Origin of the sequence: Coleofasciculus sp., assembly GCF_046565525.1 — a bacterium.
In the GTDB taxonomy this organism is placed as follows: Bacteria; Cyanobacteriota; Cyanobacteriia; order Cyanobacteriales; family Coleofasciculaceae; genus Coleofasciculus.
On sequence record NZ_JBKHUP010000111.1, the window covers coordinates 1 to 22,771 of the forward strand.

The 22,771-nt window shown below is 44.6% G+C and carries 18 protein-coding genes and 2 pseudogenes; 9 read left to right on the forward strand and 11 right to left on the reverse strand.

The genetic code is table 11. The features are described from left to right. Positions 1–154 precede the first annotated feature (154 nt). On the forward strand, positions 155–1,024 hold the full coding sequence (gene nadC, locus ACLGGO_RS28970; protein ID WP_446421903.1) for a carboxylating nicotinate-nucleotide diphosphorylase: 870 nt from the start codon (positions 155–157) through the stop codon (positions 1,022–1,024). Between the two features lie 73 nt (positions 1,025–1,097). Next, complete coding sequence (gene argS / locus ACLGGO_RS28975) at positions 1,098–2,855, forward strand: arginine--tRNA ligase (protein ID WP_446421904.1); 1,758 nt, start codon at positions 1,098–1,100, stop codon at positions 2,853–2,855. A 56-nt stretch (positions 2,856–2,911) separates the two neighbouring features. Here the strand turns inward: argS and acs are convergent, their stop codons facing one another. After that, complete coding sequence (gene acs, locus ACLGGO_RS28980; protein ID WP_446421905.1) at positions 2,912–4,882, reverse strand: acetate--CoA ligase; 1,971 nt, start codon at positions 4,880–4,882, stop codon at positions 2,912–2,914. 323 nt (positions 4,883–5,205) lie between these two features. Here acs and ACLGGO_RS28985 point away from each other — a divergent pair, with 323 nt between their 5' ends. Further along, positions 5,206–5,652, forward strand: a complete 447-nt coding sequence (locus ACLGGO_RS28985) for a hypothetical protein (RefSeq protein ID WP_446421906.1) — start codon at positions 5,206–5,208, stop codon at positions 5,650–5,652. 127 nt (positions 5,653–5,779) lie between these two features. Here ACLGGO_RS28985 and ACLGGO_RS28990 read toward each other — a convergent pair. Next, a pseudogene (locus ACLGGO_RS28990) lies at positions 5,780–6,563 on the reverse strand (FAD-dependent oxidoreductase). Positions 6,564–7,076: 513 nt separating this feature from the next. Here ACLGGO_RS28990 and ACLGGO_RS28995 point away from each other — a divergent pair. The 4 genes from ACLGGO_RS28995 to ACLGGO_RS29010 all read left to right on the forward strand — a co-directional run bounded on the left by ACLGGO_RS28995 (position 7,077) and on the right by ACLGGO_RS29010 (position 10,606). Next, entirely contained in the window at positions 7,077–7,355 is a 279-nt protein-coding gene (locus ACLGGO_RS28995) for a 2TM domain-containing protein (RefSeq protein ID WP_446339064.1), read from the forward strand. A 35-nt stretch (positions 7,356–7,390) separates the two neighbouring features. After that, on the forward strand, positions 7,391–7,699 hold the full coding sequence (locus ACLGGO_RS29000) for a DUF3181 family protein (RefSeq protein WP_446339065.1): 309 nt from the start codon (positions 7,391–7,393) through the stop codon (positions 7,697–7,699). 237 nt (positions 7,700–7,936) lie between these two features. Then, a complete protein-coding gene (locus ACLGGO_RS29005; protein ID WP_446421907.1) occupies positions 7,937–8,179 on the forward strand; it encodes a hypothetical protein in 243 nt (80 codons plus the stop codon). 321 nt (positions 8,180–8,500) lie between these two features. Next, positions 8,501–10,606 carry a protein kinase domain-containing protein gene (locus ACLGGO_RS29010; RefSeq protein ID WP_446421908.1) on the forward strand — a complete coding sequence of 702 codons (2,106 nt, stop codon included), beginning with the start codon at positions 8,501–8,503 and terminating at the stop codon, positions 10,604–10,606. Here the strand turns inward: ACLGGO_RS29010 and ACLGGO_RS29015 are convergent. Both ACLGGO_RS29015 and ACLGGO_RS29020 read right to left on the reverse strand, forming a co-directional pair. After that, positions 10,603–11,103 (reverse strand): hypothetical protein, encoded by a 501-nt coding sequence (locus ACLGGO_RS29015; protein ID WP_446421909.1) that lies wholly within the window; start codon positions 11,101–11,103, stop codon positions 10,603–10,605. The genes ACLGGO_RS29010 and ACLGGO_RS29015 overlap by 4 nt on opposite strands. A 97-nt stretch (positions 11,104–11,200) precedes the next feature. After that, positions 11,201–11,707 (reverse strand): annotated as a pseudogene (locus ACLGGO_RS29020) (RRXRR domain-containing protein); the annotation flags it as partial. Positions 11,708–11,862: 155 nt separating this feature from the next. Here ACLGGO_RS29020 and ACLGGO_RS29025 point away from each other — a divergent pair. Further along, positions 11,863–14,676, forward strand: coding sequence for a WG repeat-containing protein (locus ACLGGO_RS29025; RefSeq protein ID WP_446421910.1), 2,814 nt, complete (start codon positions 11,863–11,865; stop codon positions 14,674–14,676). Positions 14,677–14,906: 230 nt separating this feature from the next. Here ACLGGO_RS29025 and ACLGGO_RS29030 read toward each other — a convergent pair whose 3' ends face one another. The 7 genes from ACLGGO_RS29030 to ACLGGO_RS29060 form a co-directional block, all read right to left on the reverse strand. Next, a complete protein-coding gene (locus tag ACLGGO_RS29030) occupies positions 14,907–15,101 on the reverse strand; it encodes a hypothetical protein (RefSeq protein WP_446334921.1) in 195 nt (64 codons plus the stop codon). Between the two features lie 594 nt (positions 15,102–15,695). Further along, entirely contained in the window at positions 15,696–16,169 is a 474-nt protein-coding gene (locus tag ACLGGO_RS29035; RefSeq protein WP_446421911.1) for a hypothetical protein, read from the reverse strand. An 86-nt stretch (positions 16,170–16,255) separates the two neighbouring features. Next, the gene (locus tag ACLGGO_RS29040) at positions 16,256–17,476 is read right to left on the reverse strand and encodes a tetratricopeptide repeat protein (protein ID WP_446421912.1); all 1,221 of its coding nucleotides are present in this window, start codon (positions 17,474–17,476) and stop codon (positions 16,256–16,258) included. 187 nt (positions 17,477–17,663) lie between these two features. Continuing rightward, complete coding sequence (locus ACLGGO_RS29045; RefSeq protein ID WP_446421913.1) at positions 17,664–18,518, reverse strand: DUF4435 domain-containing protein; 855 nt, start codon at positions 18,516–18,518, stop codon at positions 17,664–17,666. Continuing rightward, entirely contained in the window at positions 18,515–19,606 is a 1,092-nt protein-coding gene (locus tag ACLGGO_RS29050; RefSeq protein WP_446421914.1) for an AAA family ATPase, read from the reverse strand. Before ACLGGO_RS29050 ends, ACLGGO_RS29045 begins: the two co-directional genes overlap by 4 nt. An 18-nt stretch (positions 19,607–19,624) precedes the next feature. After that, positions 19,625–20,941: an exonuclease subunit SbcD gene (gene sbcD / locus ACLGGO_RS29055; RefSeq protein WP_446421915.1), complete on the reverse strand. Its 1,317-nt coding sequence runs from the start codon at positions 20,939–20,941 to the stop codon at positions 19,625–19,627. Between the two features lie 180 nt (positions 20,942–21,121). Then, positions 21,122–21,463, reverse strand: a complete 342-nt coding sequence (locus ACLGGO_RS29060) for a phage holin family protein (RefSeq protein WP_446421916.1) — start codon at positions 21,461–21,463, stop codon at positions 21,122–21,124. Between the two features lie 286 nt (positions 21,464–21,749). Here ACLGGO_RS29060 and ACLGGO_RS29065 point away from each other — a divergent pair, with 286 nt between their 5' ends. Continuing rightward, entirely contained in the window at positions 21,750–22,475 is a 726-nt protein-coding gene (locus ACLGGO_RS29065; protein WP_446421917.1) for a Bax inhibitor-1/YccA family protein, read from the forward strand. Positions 22,476–22,771: the final 296 nt, after the last annotated feature.

The following is a 22,771-nucleotide window of genomic DNA, read 5'->3' on the forward strand; positions in this document are numbered from 1 at the left end:
CATTTACCAATGTAGTGCCTATTTCAGAAGTTGTCAACCTTTTGAGAAAAGTTTTTTTGAGAAAAGCTGAAACCCTTTCCCAGAAGGGGATCTGAGCTATGCTTAAATCTAGAGCTAACCTGAGTAGCTTGAAAAAATTACCCCCGTTTGCCAAATGAGAGCTTTACCGCCATTGATCCTGCTAGATCCGATCCTCCAGAATTGGTTGTTAGAGGATATCGGTCGAGGCGATCGCACAACTCAGGGGTTATGGAATGCCTCAGACAAAATGATCCAAGCCGAGTGGACGGCTAAACAAAGCGGAGTGATAGCCGGATTGCCGATCGCGAAACGGATCTTCCAACTTTTAAGCGATCAAACAAGTTTTGTGGCTGTTGTGGCTGAGGGGGAAGACTGTAATCCAGGACAGGTAGTTGCTCGTTTACAGGGGTCTATGGATACCCTATTGATGGGAGAACGAGTGGCTCTCAACCTAGCGATGCACTTAAGTGGGATTTCTACCCTCACCCGCAAGTATGTGGATCAACTCACCGATTTTCCCACTCAACTCGTCGATACCCGTAAAACCACTCCAGGGCTGAGACTGCTCGAAAAATATGCTACCCAAGTCGGCGGTGCTATCAATCACCGTTTCGGGTTAGATGACGCCGTGATGATCAAAGACAATCATATAGTGGCAGCAGGTAGCATCAAAGAAGCGATCACTCATATCCGGACTCAAATGCCCTACCCCCTGAGGATTGAAGTCGAAACAGAAACTCTGGAGCAAGTGACAGAAGCGCTAGATCAGGGAGCTGACATCATCATGCTGGACAATATGCCATTGGAGAGGATGCAACAGGCTGTACAGATGATTCGCGCCAAAAATGACAGACTGAAAATAGAAGCCTCTGGGAATATCACCCTGGAAACCATTCGTGCTGTAGCCCAAACCGGTGTAGACTATATTTCCACGAGTGCCCCCATCACTCGCTCCACTTGGCTGGATTTAAGTATGAACTTACTGCACGAAAATCGGATTTAATCCCTAATTTTTTGAGCAAGCCATTTTTAGGATTTTTGGCAACGTCTTATCGTTTCAACACTTTACCTAGCGCATGACTTCAACCTTGGAACAACTAAAAGCCAAATTTGAGCAAGCATTGATTGCTGCTTTTGGTGAAACGATGGCAGGTACAGATCCCATGTTAGTTCCCGCCAGTAATCCCAAATTTGGTGATTATCAATCCAATGCAGCACTCTCTCTGGCAAAACCGCTAGGTCAACCCCCACGAGCGATCGCACAGACGCTCATTAACCATCTCGATGTTGCGGATATCTGCCAATCCCCCACAGTAGCTGGACCAGGCTTTATTAATTTCACACTCAAACCAGCCTATTTAGAAGCCAAGCTGAATAGGATTCTCACGGCGCCTCGGTTAGGTGTAGAACCTGCCAAGCAGCCCCAGCAAGTTGTCGTGGACTTTTCCAGTCCAAACATTGCCAAAGAAATGCATGTCGGTCATCTGCGCTCCACGATTATTGGAGACTGCATTGCACGTATTTTGGAATTTCGAGATCATGATGTCTTGCGCCTCAATCATGTCGGAGATTGGGGGACTCAGTTTGGCATGTTAATTACCTATCTTCGGGAAGTTTGCCCAGAAGCATTAACCACGGCTGAGGCTGTCGATATAGGAGATTTAGTCAGTTTTTATCGACAAGCTAAAAAACGGTTTGATACCGATGGAGCCTTCCAAGAATCTGCACGACAGGAAGTAGTAAAACTGCAAGCTGGAGCTGAAGATACCACAAGAGCTTGGCAATTGCTGTGTGAGCAATCCCGACGGGAATTCCAGGTCATTTATGACTTATTGGATGTTCATCTCACAGAACGGGGTGAATCATTTTATAACCCCTTACTTCCAGAAGTCGTCAAAGATTTAGAAACATCAGGCTTATTAGTGGAAAATCAAGGGGCTAAGTGTGTTTTCTTAGAAGGATTTACGAATAAACAAGGTGAACCTTTACCGTTGATTGTGCAAAAGTCGGATGGGGGTTATAACTATGCTACAACTGACTTAGCGGCACTACGCTACCGGATTCAGCAAGATGGGGCAAATCGGATTATTTATGTTACCGATGCTGGACAAGCGAATCATTTTGCCCAAGTATTTCAGGTCGCACAACGGGCAGGTTGGCTGCCAGAAAATGTTGAAATAGTGCATGTTCCCTTCGGATTAGTGCTAGGAGAAGACGGGAAAAAGCTGAAAACTCGGTCGGGAGAGACAGTGCGATTGCGGGATTTATTAGATGAAGCGATCGCGCGATCGCGTGCTGATCTGGAAACTCGCATCCACGAGGAAGAGCGCCAAGAAACCGAGGAGTTCATTAATCATGTGGCTCAAGTGGTTGGGATTGCGGCGGTAAAATACGCTGACCTCAGTCAAAATCGCACCAGCAATTATGTCTTTAGCTTCGATAAGATGCTATCGCTCAAAGGAAATACAGCACCATATCTGCTGTATGCTTATGCCCGGATTCAAAGTATTGGTCGCAAAGGTGGCGTTGATTTTGAGCAGTTAAGAACAAATTATCAAGTCTCATTGTCAAAAGATCAAGAAGTTGCACTGGCGAAGCATCTATTACAAGTCAGCGAGGTGATTAAAGAAGTTGAGCAAGAGTTGTTACCTAATCGTCTTTGTCAGTATCTATATGAATTGAGCGAGAAATTCAGTCAATTTTATGATCAATGTCCTGTGCTTAAAGCCGAGGAACCCGTGCGAACATCACGATTAATATTGTGTTACCTAACGGCTCGAACCTTAAAACTGGGATTATCATTACTTGGTATTGGGGTACTAGAACGGATGTAGAAATACCTCTTTTTCCTCACGGGCAATTCATCGGCGAGATGAATTGCCCTGTCTAGTTAAGCGCCGCTTCTCAATTTATCCAACACGCTGCGATCTTCTAACGTAGAGGTGTCCCCAGCCACATCTTGACCGGCGGCTAAATTCCGCAACAAACGCCGCATAATTTTACCCGATCGCGTCTTAGGCATTCCCTCAGTAAACCGAATCTCACCGGGACGGGCAATTGCCCCAATCTCCTTAACTACATGCGCCTTGAGTTCATTTGCCAGTTCCTCTGTGGGACTATAGTTATCCTCCAACATGACAAAGGCAAAAACATCTTCCCCCCTTACCTCATCAGGTTTTCCGACCACAGCCGCTTCTGCTACCGCCGGATGGGAGACTAAAGCCGATTCAATTTCCATAGTCCCTAGGCGATGTCCAGAGGTATTAATCACATCATCTACGCGCCCCATAACCCAGAAATAGCCATCCTCATCCCGACGGGCACCATCCCCAGCAAAGTAGAAATATTGCCCTTCTTTCGGTGCAATATGTTCCCAATAAGTGCGGCGGAAGCGATCGGGATCACCATAAACCGTTCGCATCATTCCGGGCCAAGGGTGCTTAATCACCAGATATCCCCCCTGATTCGTCCCCACCGGATTGCCTTCTAAATCGACAATATCTGCCAGAATACCCGGAAACGGTAACGTAGCTGAACCCGGTTTGGTGGGAATCGCACCGGGTAGGGGTGTAATCATAAATCCCCCTGTCTCCGTTTGCCACCAGGTATCGACAATCGGACAGCGTTCTCCGCCAATAATTCGGTGATACCACATCCAAGCTTCTGGGTTAATCGGTTCACCGACGGTTCCTAAAATCCGTAAAGAAGACAAGTCTCGTGCTTTGGGATGGTGTTCGCCCATTTTGATTAATGCCCGAATCGCCGTTGGTGCGGTATAGAAAATATTAACGCCGTATTTCTCCACCACATCCCATAAACAACCGGGATTCGAGGGACGGGGTGCGCCTTCATACATGAGTGTGGTAGCACCATTGGACAGAGGACTATAAACAATATAACTGTGACCCGTAATCCAACCCACGTCAGCGGTACACCAGTAGACATCGGTGTCTTTGAGATCAAATGTCCATTTCAGGGTGATATGGCTATAAAGGTTATAGCCGGCTGTGGTATGGACAACGCCTTTGGGTTTACCAGTTGTCCCAGAGGTGTAGAGAATGAACAGCATATCTTCACTATCCATCGGTTCGGCGAGACAGTCTCCCGATACCCCCGCTTGTAAATCATGCCACCAGTGGTCTCGCCCTGGTTCCATCTGGATTTTCTGCTGGGTACGCTGAACCACGAGGACGTTTTCTACTGTAGGTGCGCCGTTATTGGCGAGGGCTTTATCAACTTCGGGTTTTAGGGGAACAATCTTATCTTTACGCCAACCGCCATCTGCGGTGACGACTAATTTCGCTTGGGCGTCTACTAATCGGTCTTTTAACGCTTCGGAACTAAACCCACCAAATACCACTGTATGCGGCGCACCAATCCTGGCACAAGCTAGCATCGCGATCGCGGCTTCTGGAATCATGGGCATATAAATCCCCACGCGATCGCCTTTTTTCACGCCTAATTGCTTAAGAACATTGGCAAACTGACAGACTTCCCGGTGCAGTTGAGCATAGGTTAGGGTGCGGGAGTCGCCCGGTTCCCCTTCCCAAATCAAAGCGGCTTTATTCCGTCGCCAGGTACTCAGGTGTCTGTCTAGACAGTTATAGGCAATATTCGTCTTTCCCCCGACAAACCATTTGGCAAAGGGAGGTTGCCAATCTAGCACTGTATCCCACTTACTGAACCAGTGCAACTCTTGTTCGGCTAACTCCGCCCAAAATTTCAACGGGTCAGCTTTTGCCTTGTCATAGAGGCGCTGATACTCCTCCAGACTCTTGATCTGGGCATTCTGGGAAAATTCAGCCGGGGGTGGGAATAGGCGTTTTTCTTGCAGAATCGATTCGATAGTGGATTCAGACATCGTTCGCGGTTGTTATTTGCTACTGTACTCAAACCATTTTGAAGGCAGAGTTGCCTCAGTGAGCAATTTTGACGTTTTGTAAAGCTTACTTACCCCTCCATAGTGGCTGCATTATTGTTCACCTAAATCGGCTTCACCGATAGAAGTTTGTTGATCTGTGATTTTTTTATACACAATTACTCCATTTTTATAAAAAATCATTTAATTTAAAAAAGTAGCATGGCATGGCGTAAATAGAATACAGTTCTCTTTCCTACTGTGTCTATATCCAAACTTCTCTTTGTTTACCCCCGTGAGTTCTCCATCTCAAATGAAAACGCTATATGAAAGTCGTTCAACAAACGTTTACATTACTCACGCTGGAAGAACGTCCCGTTGGGGTTTGGATATTGAGTAGTTTAACAGCAGCGATAGGATTGCTGATTTTTCTCTCCTCTAACTCATCGATTGATTGGTTCGGATTAGTTTGCATTGCCTTAGCCAACTTGATGATGTTCGGTAGTCCAGTGAAAACCTGCCAATTTGACAAACAGCGCCATTGGGTAATGTTTAAGCAAAAAGGTTGGTTGGGAACCAAAGTTATCCACGTTCCAATTTACCAGGTTACTGGCGTACAAGTCGAACCGATCAACCTATTCGGGCTTCAGTTGTATCGGCTCAGGCTGATTCTTTTATCGGGAGAGCCATTTTATTTGACACCAATTCCTTCTACGGATTGTAACCTGCAACAAAAATTAGCCAGAACGATTGGAAATTTTATCAATCGCTAGGTCACTCCAAAATTATAGTTTAGATTAATATTCTATTGGATGCTAACCTTTAGCCCGGAGTTCAAACTCCGGGCGGGTGTCTTCTAAATTATGGCTCTGATTTCCCTGTTCTTGGAAAAATGGTCATTCAAGATGTACTTTTGTTACCACCGATCGCGTTGATTAATTTTTTAGCCGCAATTACACCAACAGCAACACCGCCAACCATTTGCGCCACCTTGAAAGCCTGATTCAGATTATTCTCAGGTAGATAGTGATGGAAAACTTCATCTTGCAACCATTGTGCTGTAATCTTCAAATTGCGAGCTGGCGTAGGTAACAGTTCAAGATAAGTGCCTTGACGGATTAAATGACCGACTTCCCCCGTAACATTAAACTGTTCAAACAGGTTAGCCGCACTATTACTGATACCGAGTTTGAGCAATGTTCCCCGTATATTCACCTGAGCCGGGAGGAGTTGACGACCAAAAACTAGGGCTGTTAAATTATGCGCGATCGCTATCCCTTGTTGATAGGCTACCTGTGCGGTTGGGGGTAAGGAATTGTCCTGAATCGCCGCACAATCGCCCCCGGCAAAAACCTCTGGGAAATCCAACAGTTGCAAAGTTGGTGTCACGTAGGGGCGTCCATGATCATCCCGCTTGTTTTTGGAAATGATTAGGTCTTTAATTAAAGGATTGGTACTTAATCGCACCGCTATCCTGTAACAATTGATCAAAACGGGGTACAACTTGTTGAGCATCCATTTCACCACTGCAATATTCATAGAGCAACGGCTTAAAACAAAAGCGTTCATCTTGATCAATTAGGATGACACTGCGCGGATAATGTTGATGAGCTAAATGTAGGGCGGTAAACAGTCCTGTAAAGCCACCTCCAATAATTACTGTTTGATGAATTGGATAATTCATAATCCTACTCTTTGAATATCTACTGACTAATCAACCTTTTTGCCAAGGTTTTTAGTTAGATGAGTTGCCGTGCAAAGCTTAACTATAAAATAATCATGATTAAGCCTAGAGGCTTTAAATAAATATGAACATAAATTAAATTGCCTTTGCCTCTATCTGTCAGTAGATATTTTAAACTCTTTATGTGTGACAGCTTATCAGGGGATTATTGGCTTGAAAATGAGTAAAGTTTTATTTAGTGTTCCGGCAGAAAACGCTTCCCTGGACATGATTGAGCAGTTGTATAGATACAACAAAGAAAGACAGCAAAGGCGTCAACGCTTGAGGCGGTAACTATAACTTATGTGAGATCGCGCTAGTTTGCCAAAATTTCCACTAAGGCTTGCACCCCGCGCCCCACTCTTGTTACCATCCCTTGAGATGACGTACTAGACCTGATTAACCGGAAATTGCGTTATCAATAAAAGAGTAGATACTATAACCTATTCTCATACGTCTTATCTTAGAACTGCTATGCCTCCTCGTTGGCCCCGCAAACCAGATCGTCGCGATGCAGCGTATCGACGCCTAGATGACCGAATGAACTTTGCTGTCCATGTCGCCGTGTTTGCGGCTTGTAATTCAGGTGTTTGGTTCGTCCGTACCATCCAGTATGCCAATTGGTCTTGGACGTACTGGGTAACGGGTATCTGGGGATTGCTCTTACTTGGACACGCCATTTATATCTTCGCGATCGCAGACTACACTCCCTCACCCAGTCAAGATAATTCGGCTAACTCTGCTCAAGGATAAACTAAGAATGTCAAGCTCACCCTATTGAATGGATTATGGCTAACCTAAATACTAGCGAAGCGATCGAAGCCTTGGCGGCTGAAATTGGTGATAATGTGTACATTGATGTTGCCAAATGGCATCTTTACTTACGGGATGCCCATTTACATACATCTTTAGCTGAACGCCTCTATCCCCTGCTGACAGAGGACAGCCTTTCAGAAGACCAAGTGCTACAAATCTTGCAAAGTATACCCGTTGAACTGGGGAATGGTAGACGGGAAGTTTCCTTGGTGGATTTACTCCCAATGCAGTGTCAGGTTAATTTGCTGGATTTACTCGAAGAGTTTCAAAAGAAAATGTAATTCAGAAGACAATTGACCTCTCAAGGCTAGGGGTCATTAGTTCCGGGATGAGAACTAATGACCCTTTTTTTGCACAAAGCAAGCGGGCTAAAAAAGATAGTCCCTGACTATTTGGTGTATCCTTTTAACCATTAGTGATCGCCTATCTCACTATCATACTCTGTCTTTTTCCCTATTAATGTGTTGACTCAGAACACCCCACCGTACTGACTCAGCTAAGAGTTGCCACCGTTAACTATGGAGCAGCATTGGATCAAATTAAGTTATGAGCGCAATACATATCTGATTGATCTCAATCGTATCAGTAGCTTTATTTTTGCTAATAACGGTCGGTTGATATTTTGGTTACCGGATGGTAAGGTGCGGATGATTATCCATCCAAAAACTAATCCAGAGGCTTATCAACAAATTTTAGACTATGTGGAAAAGACCGCTGGGAAACTGATCAGTTCTACGGTGAAAGATGAAACCAAAACTTAGTAAACCCACCGTTATAGGATGTTTTGACCCTCTGACATTGAAAAGCAACACCTCGATGAATTCTGCCGTATTACCGAAAGAACAAGGGAGCGATGTACTCCGTCAATACATTCGGAGTTTGTTTGTCTGCGGGGTATTGAACCCCATCGACAAACCCGCAATTGTTCCCGACGCTCACCTTCGGTAGAGCGCAGGGCTGCTTGCGGTTATAGCTCAAAAAAATCCAGAGGCTACAATTGCTAGCATGAATGATCCTAATGGGTGATTCCTCTATTACCTGCCATCCGCCTTCTTCAATCACGTAGCCTACGTTCTGGATTAATGAAGCCCTTACATTGCTCTCACAATCACGAAAATCCCCCAGGTAGTCGCTTTTGTCTCCACTGCGGTGAGAAACTGGATCAGGTAAACAATGGCAACATCGAGTCGGGGTTAACTTTGGCAGGACGTTATCGGATTGTACGAGAATTGGGACATGGGGGATTTGGACGCACCTATCTAGCTCAAGACTTGAATCGTTTCGGTGAAGCTTGTGTGCTAAAGGAATTCGCCCCCCAAGCCCAAGGGACTTTTGCCCTCCAGAAAGCCTCAGAACTGTTTGAGCGGGAAGCTGGGGTTCTCTATAAGCTGAAACATCCGCAAATTCCTGAGTTCCGAGAACTGCTGCGGGTGAAGCAGGAAGGAAAAGGACGCCTGTTTTTAGTCCAAGACTATATTCCTGGACACACCTGCCGCGCTATCTTAGAGGCACGCCGGAATCAGGGAATACGGTTTAACGAAACGGAAATCATCAAACTCTTGCGCCAACTTCTCCCTGTGTTGAACTACATCCACTCCCTAGGCGTGATTCATCGGGATATTTCCCCGGATAATATTATCATCCGTCAAGAGGATGGATTGCCAGTACTGATTGACTTTGGCGGTGTCAAGCAAGTCGCCGCCACGGTAGCCTCTCAAGTAATGGCATCATCCCCGGCTACAGCAACGCGCTTGGGTAAGGTGGGTTATGCTCCTCACGAACAAATGCAAGGGGGTATTATTTCTGCCAGTAGCGATTTATACGCATTAGGGGCAACGGTATTGGTATTACTCACCGGGAAAGAACCCTCTGAGCTAATAGATCCCCACACCTTAACCTGGACATGGCAGCGGGAAATTACCCTTAGCCCCACCCTCAACCGTATCCTGGAACAACTGCTGCAACCCCACCCCCAAAATCGCCCCCAAAGTGCGAATCAAGTCTTACAAGCCCTGACATCTCAATCCCCCTCGATTGCCTACTCCCCACCGCCACCGCCGTCACCGCCGACTCAAGCGACTGTCGCTGTCGCACCCAATCAGATTGCACCGACGCCACCATCCCCCCCAGCTCCTGTTGTCCCCAAACCGACGCCCACGGGTAACAATACCCCCGCCTTAGGCTGGGCAGGAAAATTTATCCTGGCATTGGTGTTTATTCTGGCAGCAGGTGGCTTTGGCTGGTGGGCGGGTAATCTGTGGATCGAAACGCAACTGCAATCCGAACAACGGAACGCTACGCCCATACAGGAGGACTTTGAGAACCCAGTGATTTCACCGGAGGAAGATGACGAACCCGAACCCTCCTCCGAGTTTTCCCAGGAAGAACAACAGCGCAAGCAAACCCTGCGGCGGCGACGGATGAATCTGGGTATCGATTATGACTTTTATGTCAGTTTAGTTGATGAAGCGTTTTGGAAGCAGTATCCTGCACAACAGGGATCTCAGTTAAGCACTGATCCAGAAGATGCTAGGCTTAGACAAGCCTGGGATGCGATCGCAGCAAATTTACTCACCCAGATCGAACAGCTTAATCTCACTCCTCAAGCCAAGCAAAAATTAGGCAGTTATGGCGCAGAAGATCGCGATCGCTGGAAAACAAGAGTGAATCGCCTACGCCTGAGTAGTCGGGCGTTATACGATATCGCCGATGCTAAGTTTTTCCACGCCTTCCCCAAACAAAAAGGACAAGAAGGCACAGAATTTCTTGACCAACCCATGGGTCAAATCTGGCAAGCCACTGTTGCGGATACCGTCAAAGCCTTGCAATCAAGAGAGGCTTTAGAACGAATTGTCTTTGAACCGGGCGATAGTGGTAAAAAAGTAAGCGGAACACTTCAACCTGGAGAAGGCAAAGCCTTTACCGCCCAACTATCGGCAGATCAGGTTATGGAGGTGAATCTCTCCACCGCCGCCAATGCCTTATTCTCCATTTATAGTCCCACGGGTAATACAATCTTCCTGGAAGATTCGCGCGATCGCACCTTCTCCGGAAAATTGCCGGAATCGGGATTCTATGAGTTTGTCGTGGTATCCGATGCGGATAAACCCATTGATTATCAACTTGATCTAACGGTTGAAAATCCTCCCGAATCGGACGTCTCAGTCGATGAATCCACAGAAAATTAATCTTTAGAATTAGAATTGGATGGATATGGCTTAATTAAAATAGGGGGTTTAGCAAAACAAGGGAAATTAACCACATCTGCTGGTGTCTGCTTAGAAGGATTGATATAGGGGTCAACCACACCCGCAATTTGTAACGCGGCGGTCACTAATTCTGAGCAAAATAGAGCCGAAAGGTCAAGTTTATTTCCTAACCCCACCTTATTCAAAAGCATCAACCCCGCTTTTGCCGCTTGTACTGTAGCGAAAGGTCTGCGTTCATTATAAGTTTGTCTCAACCACATCTGCATTTTAAATAAGTTATCTGGAGCAATGGGTTCCTTTAACGGTAGCCACCAAGCTTTGCCCTTATACATATCTAACCGTCGAGAGAGCCAATTAATTTGAACCCCTTTAATCGCTTTTCTGCCTGTGGGATCTCGCTCCGTCTGGGGTGCGGCTGATTCGATAATCAGTACACTTTTGCCAAATCCACCCCCCATTTCTACATCAACCACCATCGCGACATGGGAGTAGGGAGATTGAGTTGCCCACTGATTCAGGCGGGAAATGCATATCCTGCCCGAAAAAGCAATCAATTCTCCGGTTTTCATGCGATCGCGAACTAATCGTTTCAACCACCACATCTGTGAATGGGTAGAATCGCGATAGCTCTTGTACCACCCGAAGTGCTAACTGTTTATTAGCCCGGATGCTGGGGGGTATCTTATGACCTTTGCGGTTATCGAATCGGTGCTGACGGTGACTGCGTTGATCAAAGGAAACTTTACGGTTAATCCGTCGCGATCGCCGTCCCCGTCGCATCATTGCCCGTTGGATCATCCGTTTGGTCACGTTTTTAAAGGGCAAATTTAGGTGGGCTAAAAACAGAGTCGCCTTGGCTGATTGAACCGCGACGCCGGTGAATAACTTGCCCGGATCAATTCCAGTCACAATCTTTTGGGTTTCCTTCCCCGATGGCGGGTTAACTAATTGGACTTGGAAGATACCTAAGTCGTTATGGGTGACTTTAGCTTTACCAGCTTTTAGCCACCGCCGAATGCGGCTAGCTTTAGCTGGCATTAATGGTTTGCCGTCTGGCGATAAAACCGGAACTCGTAGCATGGTGATAAACCTCACGAGTGATAGGGGCGAAGCATTGGCGAAGTCAAGTGAGCGGTAAATTGCTTTAATTAACGACGCCAATGCTTCGCCCGTACATAGTCCCCTCGACCACCGCTCTTCAAAATGTCCTCTCTTAAAGCCAGAGACTATCTATAATGCAACTATCAGGCTCCATCGCATCTGGTATGTCTACCAACTCCATCTTTGCCGATACCCAAACCCATTGGGCAAAAGACTCAATCCACCAGCTTTTTACCCGCCAAATCATCAGCGGTTATCCTGATCGTAGCTTTCGCCCCAATAACCCTGTTACCCGTGCTGAATTTGCGGCGATTTTAAACAAAGCCTTTCCCCAGGCTACCCCGGTGCGGGATACGATCAACTTTGGTGATGTACCTGCCAATCACTGGGCAAATCCCGCCATTAAAACCGTCACCCGGGCGGGATTTTTCTCCGGCTATCCCAATGGCACTTTTCAACCCAATCAACCGATTCCCCGTGTGCAAGCGTTGGTGGCATTAGTCAGTGGGTTACAGTATGCCCGTGACCCTAATCCTACCCCAATTCTCCAACAATACTATGATGATGCCGCGACTATTCCCAATTATGCACAGGGCGCGATCGCAACTGCAACCCGTCAGTTTTTAGTCGTTAACTATCCGGAGGTTAAACGCCTGCACCCAAATCGTAACGCGACGCGAGGCGAAGTCGCTGCACTGATTACTCAGGCGTTAAGACTCCCAGGCGTCCCCCGACAATATGTTCCAGGTTGGGATATCATCGCCATTGAACCTCTATTCGATGAGGCAGATTCCTTTACCCAAGGACGGGCAAGGGTCAAACTGGGGGATAAATGGGGATATATTGACAAAACCGGGACATTTGTGATTAATCCGCAACTGGATGAAGCGGAACCCTTTTCCGCAGGAATCGCATTAGTAAGATTAAAGCAGAATATTGCTGACTTAAGCGGAGTTCGTAGTAGGCACTTTAGTGCCAGAAGCGCTTTAGCGCTTACAAACTCTCAGAAGGCAGAAAGTAACAAGGTAGAAGAATATAATAATTATTTAGACGAACAGGATCTAACGCCAAACCCAAATCAATTACCCTCAACTGAAATCCGAGGAGTTTGGCTAACAAATACGGATAGCCAAGTCTTTAATTCCCCAAAGAATATAGCTGAGGCGATAGAGTTCCTCGCCGAAACCGGATTTAATGTGGTTTTTCCTGTGGTTTGGAATAATGGCGCAACACTTTATCCCAGTCGCCTGATGCGAGACACGGTGGGATTGGAAATTGACCCGCGTTTTACTGGACGAGATCCCCTCGCCGAACTGATTCAAGCGGCTAAGAAAGTGGGATTAGCGGTGATTCCTTGGTTTGAATATGGCTTTGCCAGTTCCTATAACCAAAAGGGTGGACGCTTACTTGCCCAAAAACCGAACTGGGCGGCGCGGGATATTCAAGGTAATTTACTAACAAAAAATAACTTTGAATGGCTAAATGCTTTTGACCCCCAGGTGCAGGATTTTGTCCTGGGATTAATCCTAGAAGTGATTAGAAATTATGATATCGCTGGAATTCAGGGGGATGACCGTTTACCTGCCCTCCCGTCAGAAGGAGGTTATGATACCCAAACGGTACAACGCTATATGCAGCAGTTCAACCGGGAACCCCCTAGCAATCCAAAAGACGCCCAATGGTTACAATGGCGGGCGGATTTGCTGACTGATTTCCTGACTCGTCTGTACCGACAGGTGGTGGCGATTAATCCAGAATTGGTGATTTCTATGGCACCGAGTCCCTATCCCTGGGGGCTACAGGAGTATTTACAAGATAACCAAGCTTGGCGGAATCAGGGATTGGTGGATATAATCCATCCCCAACTCTATCGCCGGGATTTTACTAGCTATAAGCAGCTTGTTGATCGGTTGGTGAATGACCAAGTAAACCCGGTACAATTGTCTACGGTGATACCAGGAATCCTGATTAAAAGCGGGTCGTATCGCATCAGTTCAGAGGATTTGATACAGGCAATTGAGTACAATCGCGATCGCGGTTTATCGGGGGAGGTGTTATTTTTCTATGAGGGCTTGCGCCAAGATAATGATACCTTAGCCAAAGCCTTGCGATCGCGCGTCTATGCTCAATCCGTTCCTTTCAACGCGACATCACTGAAGGCACAGGGGTTTACCCATCGCCGAGTTGGTGCTGAATATCGTTATATTGACCGCTTTGGTAATCTTATCACTCAGCCTCAATTTGATTGGGTGGATTCGTTTCAAGAGGAACGGGCACGAGTGCGAATGGGGTACAAGTGGGGCTATATTAATCAAACAGGACAACTGATCACTCGTTTAGCATTTGATCAAGCGGATCAGTTTGCGGAAGGATTAGCGCGAGTAAAAATTGGCAGTCTGTATGGTTATCTCGATTTATCTGGTCAATCGGTAATTTTACCCCAGTTTGATCAGGCGACTCGGTTCAGCCAAGGATTAGCGGCGGTGAAGGTTGGAGATCAATGGGGTTATATCAATAAAATCGGTCAATGGGTGATTCCGACTCAGTTTGATCAGGCACAATTTTTCTCAGAAGGATTAGCGGCGGTGCAACTCGCAGGCAAATATGGGTATTGTGACTCAAGGGGTCAATTGGTGATTCCAGCAAACTTTGACACAGCCGGCTCATTTGCCCAAGGACTTGCTCCTGTCCAATTGCGCGATCGCTGGGGTTATATTAATCCTACTGGAAATTTGGTCATTGAGCCACAATTTAATGCGGCTCAACCCTTCTCCCAAGGATTAGCCGCTGTTAAGATTGAATCATTTTGGGGTTATATCAATCAAAAGGGTGATCAGGTAATTTCACCGGAATTTGATCAGGTCAAATCCTTTAGTGACGGATTAGCACCCATCCGCATGGGTAAACGATGGGGTTATATTCGCAATCTTTTTGAAAAATCCCAGTAATACCAAATCTGGGTTAGCTACCCCCGTTATAACCTAGTCCTTGTCAAGCGGACTTTGTTTGTGTAGCAGCGATTTCAATCGCCGTGGCAAAATGGGGTAATAAAGGCGGATTTGGTATAACCCACCGACGTGCGCTATTTCCCCAGCCTGTACCCTTTCCCCAGCGTGCGCCCAGAAAACCCCTCATCCTAAAAACCATCCCATTTTGCTTTTACAGAGGAGAGATAAGCTTAATCTGCTGCTTTTAAGATTTTTTGCGACAAAATGTCATTTAAGGGATTAACAAAAGAAAACTCTTGGTGAAAAGGGTTTCTATGATTAGCTTTAACAGGCATATCTTGGCGACAGCGAGAACAAAACCAATAAACACGCTTATCACGAATGTGAGCCAGTAACTGAGCAGAACAACAAGGACAGTTATTCATAGTCTTTCTCCACCCAACGCTAATCAGTCTACTCCTCAAATGTAAAAATTTTGGGGAAGAATCTAAAAAAAATTTAATTTAATGCTACCTATCAAAAGGCAGAGGTCACCCTAAAACTTATTGTATATAATAGCAAGTCTCGATTTAAAAAACTTAATTTTATTTTATATTAAGTCAAGTAGTTTTTCTTTTATTTGAATATCATTCGCCAGGTGAATCGCTCAATTGAGCCGGATTGACGCAAGCTGATTTGTTCAGAGTTTATCATTGATTTTTAAGACCCATGAACGTAAAAACCCACGTCTTTTCAGCGTGGGATCTGACCAATCATTTACAGTGCTTCAAGCCTATAACTCCAATTTACTCAGTTGTAATCAAAATCTTTTGTGATAACAATTGATCTAGAGGATTAGTAACAGGCGACGCTGGAGAAAAATTAGTTTTCACGGCATGAGTAACCGGGACAACAGATATCTCCTGGCTATCTTGATTACCAAACCAATGATTTGGAGTATGGCGGATACGAGGTAGCAATTGAGCTGAATGACAAGGATAGTTGTTCATCTTAAATGAATGCACCCAACACTTAACACCTTACATTACTTCGACTCGACCGTCATCTTGCAGATAAACGGCGCGAGCGCCTGGAGCACGACCACTGGGCAATATTTCAATTCGTAAGACCCTCGCTTCAGGTTTGCGGATATTCACATTTAAGGGTAATCCTTGGGCATCCCAAAACACCGCTGAAAAATTAGGGTTAGTATTACCTCCTCGGACAAAGGAGAGAACTTGTCCAGGACTCACCGGGAGAGGATCTGTAACATCAACTTGTTGGAGTTGGATAATGCTATTAGTTAAATTCGCTACCTCAACGGTAATCCGTTGACCCGGTACAAATTTGACGGATTGGTTTCTGCAACTGGTTGCAGCCACACAGGTTTGTGCTTGTGCCGGATGAAAGTCAGCCGTTGACGGTATTACCAGAGTAGTGGCGACTAAAAGCACTATTGGTAATTGCTGGGAAAATTTACCCATTGGTTTTCTGATTAAAAATTTGTCATTCATTATTCGTCGTTTATCATTTGTTATACTCGTCCTTTGTTAAATAAAATGGATTTTATGATTTAGTTTGCCCAATCATTATTGATACATTAGACTCTATCAATTAGCAGATGGAAACGCACAGTATTCCGCATCAATTCAAAATCAGCATCAGTTTTCGCTTGCTCGCGTAAATTTGAATTAATATCAATTGCCTGTTTTAGACTGTCAATTGCCAGTTCAACATGACCTTGCAACGCTCGACAACAGGCTCTATTATACCAAGTATTAGCTAAGTTTGGTTCGATTTGCAGGGCTTTATCGTAGGCATTAATAGCATCTGCATACTGTTGCAACTGATAAAAAGAGTTGCCTAGAGCCTGCCAAGCCTGATAAAAATCAGATTTAAGTTTAATGGCTTTCTGGTAGGAAGTAATTGCCTCTTTAAACTGGTGTAGTTCGGCTAAACACAAACCCCTATTATACCACGACTGATGTAAATTAGGATTGAGGTTAATTCCTTTATCATAAGCAGCGATCGCGGCGTCATATTGTCGGTTTTCCAAAAGTTTATTCCCTTGGTAAAACCATGGTAATTCTGGATCATGTTGCTGCTGATTTCCTTTTTGTTTAATCAGCCAGAGAAAAGCGAAGAATCCGCCAATCAATGCCAACTTTGTGGCGGGTTGAGTAAATAAGACACTGCCTAACTGAATGGCTTCGGGAGGGATATTTAAAATTAAAGCAATTTGATAAATGAACCGAAAAAGCCCTTGACTCGCTGCTGGTACAAACCATAACACCCCAAAAATAAACCAAAAGCTATATCTACCCAATTTGTTGAATTGTTGCTGTAGCGATTTAGGTAACCAAGGGCGTATAATTCCATACCCATCTAGAGGCGGAATAGGCAGTAAATTGAGGACAACAGCAAAAATTTGTAAGAAAATAAGAAAGGCTAAACTTTGCCCCAGCCAACCCTCACTCGATACCGTAACCCAACCCAACCAGAAAGGAATCGCCAACGCCAATGTCACTAGTACATTAGCAAAAGGACCAGCCGCCGAAACCGCACTATCCCATCTGCGATCGCGCAATTTACTATGGTCAATATAAACTGCCCCACCGGGAAGGGCAATTCCCCCCATCACCAAGAAAATCATCGGCATTAGCAGACTCAAACCCGGATCAGTATAATTGAGGGGATTAAGCGTCAAATAGCCTTTATCCTTAACCGAGGTATCACCGCCGAAGTAGGCGACGACAGCATGACCAAACTCGTGCAGGCACAAGGATACCATCCAGCCGCAAAAAACAAACAATCCAGCCATCCACATTACCACTTACTCCCAAAAGAAAGGAATATATTTAGTTTGACAAATTTTGCGCGAGTGTGTGAGTTAGCGGAAGGGGCGGGTAAGAAAGCTAACCAAGAGACGGCGTGTCGGGTGTGGAGTGTTGTGAATACTTGTGTGGGTTTTCTCCCTCACCAAACACACTAACCCAATGTTTCTAATTTTAATCCCCTGGCGACAAAACCTGGTAAGGTTTATTATTGACTTCCCACTGCTGAATTGATTTATAGAGTTGAGTTCTGTAGAAATAAGAATCCTCGTAAGCGAGTCGTAATTCTCTCTCTAGTATATCTGGTTTAACATCGTTTGTTTTCCATGAACCCCAAACCTTACTCAATCCCATGGATAAGATGCAAATAATATCGTGTCCACAACAGACTTGCCAAGGATCGTGAGTACTGTTTTCTAATGTTTCTATACTTTTTTGAATATCTTGGTCTATCAGTGCCAACTTTTGGGAGTGATCTTTAACAGCCTTAATCAGTTTAGCTGTATCAATCACTAATGTGGATTTGTCAATAAATTTACTAAAACTTAATTCCTTAAACTTCAGGGATAGATTTTCTTTCAATGAAACCCATCGTAAATACCCAATCCTTTTCCCACTTTCCAGCAGCGTTAAACGGATATCTTGACCAAAGTTGTTTATCTTGTCCTCTGAACCACGTTCGGAAAGTACTTTGTCTAAAGCCAATGATTTAAGCAGCATCATTTCCAGATCATGATCATCGGTTAAGAGCAAGTTTGAGCTAGAAGGTAAATTTCCTTCTAGTCGGCAAAAGTCTGCATCTACAATGGCGAGAACACCAGCAAAATTATCTTGTTCAAGAATCCTTATGGCAGCAACAGCATTCTCCTTACCAATAGCGATAGAAAATTCACAGTTTGTATCATCTATAAAACGCTCATACACGAGCTTATCACTGCGCCCTTCCACGATTATAAAAGAACCTTTGTGACTACTACGCCGCATCCGAATTTGATTCGCAATCCGATCCGGGGTAATAAATTCTCTCATTCGGCTGGTCCTTTTAACTCAACCGTTAAATCCCAGCGATCATGAATAATGTCTGGCGAATGAGTCGCAATTAATACATCAATATTAGACAGTTGAGTTATTTCTTGTAAATCTTTAAGGAATTGCACTTGCCACTCGACGTGTAATGATAATTCTGGTTCATCAATGAGAATTAAGGAATTCGGTTCAACTTTAAATAATAACTCATAAAGAAGAACGAGTTCGTGCTGTTCTCCAGACGACAAGTTTGTCGGAGATAATGATTTACCATCATCCGTAGTAAATGTAAACCCCTTCTCTTTACTAATGTTTATCTGTTTGTAATAAAACTTGTTGTTAATAATTCTTTTTAGTACATCAATTTTTCTCGCCATGTCATCAAACAAGCTAAGTTTTTTTTCTGCATCTTCAATATAAATTGACAAAATCTTTTTAGTGCTTTCGTCTATATCTCCTGAAATCTGAATATCTGTATTTTCATCTCTGTTTAACAGTCCATAATCTATTAGCTCATAGCGTTTTTTTTCAAGTTTATTTAGTTTATCTTTGAAAATTGCATCCGTCAATTCAGGTAGTCTATTTTGCTGAACAGCTCTTGCCGGAAATGTCCTATCAAGTGATTGAGATAAAGTGCCGTATTCAGTCAGTTTTTCTTGAATGTTTTGAGCTAATTCTTGAGCGTAATTTGCAACTGAATGTAACAGTGACTGGCGATTATATTTCTCGGATAAATTACTAGCTGCTAGATTTAATAACCGATCATGTTCTATAAGACGGACTTTGATAATGTCGTCTAAATCATATTCAAATTGATATTTATCTACAAGACTATATAAATATGTCTTTTTTAGTTTTCTATCTATATTTGCATATATATCGTCTTCAAATTTTATGATAAATTCCTCAAAATCAATGTTTACAATATAATCTAATTCTGAGTTAAAAATCCCATTAATTAACTTAAGTAATGTAGTTTTGCCGACACCATTTTTACCATAAATTATAGTAATGCGGTCTTCCAAATTAAGAGGGATAATATGATTGAACACACCGAATAAATCAGTGATTGAAATTTCCTTAATTCTCATACGTATTTCCCCGAAACCCTAAAGTAAACGCAATTGAGTCTTTTGATTTCCTTCTACCCCCTGACTCGCTTCCTGTTTATCATCTCCAGACTCCTCTACCTCTAACCAACTATCTCCTTGCCCATCCAACAAATATTGCGCGGCTTCTAACATATCTGCGGCAATATCTTTTAAATTATCCTGACTCTCTAAATACGTCTTCAGCGCATCTAGGGGGTTCATGCCGTTACCCACACCCAATTCTGGTAAACGCGGACGGGCTAACTGACTGACTAATTCTGGACGAATTGTATAACTGTGCGCTTCACTCAAAGCTTGGTGAATTTTACTATTATCAATTAAATCCAACTGATCAGAGCGCACCTGATAAATCAGCCGAACGACAGCCTCGTTAATTGCTCTTTTCTGAATGGCTTTAAGTAATGCCGCTTCTGGGTCAGTTTCCTCAGCTATATTTACGCTAATCGTGCAAAATGGACGTACAGGTAAAGGACAAAACTGCCACTGAACCTTACCTTTCTCTAACTCAATTAAAACATAACCCTTATCTTCCTTTTCTTCACTAAAATCAACCCGTTCAATACTACCCGGATAAACGACGGGCGGGTTATTAGATGGATTGAGATTTTGGTGGCGGTGGACATGTCCTAATGCGACATAATCAAAACACGATCGCGCCATCAGGGATAGGGGAATAGTAAAGCCTTTACCCACGGCTAAAAAACGCTCTGCCCCAAAACTAGCACGATCTGCCATTACATGGGCTAATAGAATAGTTGGCACTTGGGAATCCAGCCGCCGAATTTCTCCTTCTAAAATAGGTTCAAGGCGCTGAATTAATAACTCGTTCACCTCACCTAAGGCTAACCCTTCTGTTTCCGGGCGCGTCAGTAAACTAGAACGAGTTAACCAGGGTAAGGTAATAACTTGTACTAAACCATTACGAGTTTGAATCGGGTGAGTTGCCAGAGTATCCCCAACAATAAATCCCGGCACACCTAGGGTACGATAAAGACATAAACTCGCGCCCCCATTTCCTTGAGAATGTTGGTCATGATTACCTACCAGCAATACACTGGGAATTTCTGCATCGACTAAGCGGCGAAATTGAGTGGCAAAGGCTTCTTGTACGTAAGGCGGTGGTGTGGCGTCAGGAAAAGCATCGCCACCAAATAGGACTAAATCCACGGGTTCAGCAATGGCGCGATCAATACATTGAGATAAGGTATTGACAAAATCTTCTAGTCGTGTATTTAGACCCGTTTCTGGATTCGTTCGCCCGTGGGAGAAGCCGCTACCTAGATGGATATCTGACAGGTGAAGAATCTTAATCATAAGCAAAAACAGTTAAAACAGTTTTGATTTTGTAGGGGCGGGTTTCACGACTAACATTTTTTATCATATCGATGTCACTAAACCCGCCCCAACTAATGGAAAGTTTCATGACTAACTCTGATATCACCAAACCTGCCCCAACCAATGACCCAGGATAAAGGATAAAGGATAAATGACTAATTACTTCACAAAGTGGTTGAGGATACCTGCAACGACAGACAAAACAATTGAACCAATCAAGGCGGGCATAGGTCCATTGATTGTAAACGTGGCGCCAGTTAGGTAGGCGACTAGGGACAAGGATATTGCATTAACCACTAGCAGAAATAGCCCCAAGGTCAAGAGAGTCAGGGGAAAAGTCAGCATGACAAGAATCGGTCTGACAATAGCATTGACAATCCCTAAGATAATCGCCGCGATCGCAGCCGTGGGAAAACCCGCGATCGTAATACCGGGTACGATATGGGCAGTAATGATTAATGCTAGTGCAGTAAACAGCCAAGTTAAGAGAAAGCGTTTCATGGGTTTGGTTTAATATCACACACCCGAATTCTAACTGGCGAGAAGACGAACTCAATAACCGCTTAGGTTGGGGTGTCCAGTTGAGCGATCGCGCCTTGTAACTGCGCCTGTGTCTTCTTCCCAGTACGGCAAGGTTTAAGCAGCGCCATACCCTAGGGGCGAAGTGAAGGGTCAAAACTTCCCCAATCCCTAAGTGTGTGTGTAGACCCGTACCTGAAAATATCGGTCAAAATAGAAGTAAACCGCGATAATACCTGTAAATACGTAAGTTACACAAGGAGTTTACATGAGCAACACAAGTAACTTTCGCCAAGCCATTCGCAATGCTCAGGGTCAAGCCCTAGTCGGACCCAATGTCATAGCCAATGCCCTGCCCTACGTCGGCGGTGGATTGGTTTTAACGGCTCTGGGCACCTACGGTGGTTTGAATGTCCTTGCCACAAACCCAGGGTTATTCATGACCACCTTCTGGGTTGCCCTGATTGCTGAATTAGCCCTATTCTTCGTCGCCCGTGGTGTAGCGGAGAAAGGCAATAACAGCACGGCATTGCCCCTATTGGCGACCTATAGCCTACTTTCAGGTTATACCCTCAGTGGTATCGTCTTTGTTGCCCTCGGCACATCGGGGGTGGGGATTCAAGGGATTGCGATCGCCGCCCTCGGTTGTGGTGTCACCTTTGTCGCCGCCCGTCAAATAGGCTCGAATCTCTCAGATCAAGATGGGATGGCGTTAACCCAAACCGTTCAACTGGGTATCATTGCCTTGTTGGTGGTGTTGGTGGGTCAGCTCATCTTGAGCTTTTTTGGCGTCTATACCCCTAGCTGGATAGAAATAGGCATCTCTGGCATTGGCGTATTGCTGTTTGTAGGTGCGGCGGTGGTGGATTTCTACATCTTGCCCCGCACTTATCGCAATGATCAGTATCTGCCAGCCGCATTGTCGATGTACTTAACCTACATCAACCTGTTTATCTTTATTTTGCGGTTGCTGATTGCTTTTAATCGCGACTAATTGACTAACCCTATCCCACGCTTGAAAAGGCGTGGGATACCTGTCATTGGTCTAGTGGGATTAAATTTTCTGTTTACCAGAAAATTGGGTTTAAAGCCTTGCCCTTTTCGGGCGGCTTTTATAAATCGTCCTGACGCTTTTTAAAAGTTAATGGATCATGCTGGTAGGAGGTGATGCAAGTGTTGAATTTAACCTACGAGTACAAACTAAAACCAACGTCTAGTCAATGCCGTGGATTAACCGCATATCGAAAAACAAGTGAAAACCTGCAACAGGTTCATTCGCAAGTGTTGCAA

Bases quoted from the DNA above. Each gene is read 5' to 3' on its own strand.
- nadC (WP_446421903.1), top strand. From the start codon at position 155: ATGAGAGCTTTACCGCCATTGATCCTGCTAGATCCGATCCTCCAGAAT.
- argS (WP_446421904.1), top strand. From the start codon at position 1,098: ATGACTTCAACCTTGGAACAACTAAAAGCCAAATTTGAGCAAGCATTG.
- acs (WP_446421905.1), bottom strand. From the start codon at position 4,882: ATGTCTGAATCCACTATCGAATCGATTCTGCAAGAAAAACGCCTATTC.
- ACLGGO_RS28985 (WP_446421906.1), top strand. From the start codon at position 5,206: ATGAAAGTCGTTCAACAAACGTTTACATTACTCACGCTGGAAGAACGT.
- ACLGGO_RS28995 (WP_446339064.1), top strand. From the start codon at position 7,077: ATGCCTCCTCGTTGGCCCCGCAAACCAGATCGTCGCGATGCAGCGTAT.
- ACLGGO_RS29000 (WP_446339065.1), top strand. From the start codon at position 7,391: ATGGCTAACCTAAATACTAGCGAAGCGATCGAAGCCTTGGCGGCTGAA.
- ACLGGO_RS29005 (WP_446421907.1), top strand. From the start codon at position 7,937: ATGGAGCAGCATTGGATCAAATTAAGTTATGAGCGCAATACATATCTG.
- ACLGGO_RS29010 (WP_446421908.1), top strand. From the start codon at position 8,501: ATGAAGCCCTTACATTGCTCTCACAATCACGAAAATCCCCCAGGTAGT.
- ACLGGO_RS29015 (WP_446421909.1), bottom strand. From the start codon at position 11,103: ATGGTGGTTGATGTAGAAATGGGGGGTGGATTTGGCAAAAGTGTACTG.
- ACLGGO_RS29025 (WP_446421910.1), top strand. From the start codon at position 11,863: ATGCAACTATCAGGCTCCATCGCATCTGGTATGTCTACCAACTCCATC.
- ACLGGO_RS29030 (WP_446334921.1), bottom strand. From the start codon at position 15,101: ATGAATAACTGTCCTTGTTGTTCTGCTCAGTTACTGGCTCACATTCGT.
- ACLGGO_RS29035 (WP_446421911.1), bottom strand. From the start codon at position 16,169: ATGAATGACAAATTTTTAATCAGAAAACCAATGGGTAAATTTTCCCAG.
- ACLGGO_RS29040 (WP_446421912.1), bottom strand. From the start codon at position 17,476: ATGGCTGGATTGTTTGTTTTTTGCGGCTGGATGGTATCCTTGTGCCTG.
- ACLGGO_RS29045 (WP_446421913.1), bottom strand. From the start codon at position 18,518: ATGAGAGAATTTATTACCCCGGATCGGATTGCGAATCAAATTCGGATG.
- ACLGGO_RS29050 (WP_446421914.1), bottom strand. From the start codon at position 19,606: ATGAGAATTAAGGAAATTTCAATCACTGATTTATTCGGTGTGTTCAAT.
- sbcD (WP_446421915.1), bottom strand. From the start codon at position 20,941: ATGATTAAGATTCTTCACCTGTCAGATATCCATCTAGGTAGCGGCTTC.
- ACLGGO_RS29060 (WP_446421916.1), bottom strand. From the start codon at position 21,463: ATGAAACGCTTTCTCTTAACTTGGCTGTTTACTGCACTAGCATTAATC.
- ACLGGO_RS29065 (WP_446421917.1), top strand. From the start codon at position 21,750: ATGAGCAACACAAGTAACTTTCGCCAAGCCATTCGCAATGCTCAGGGT.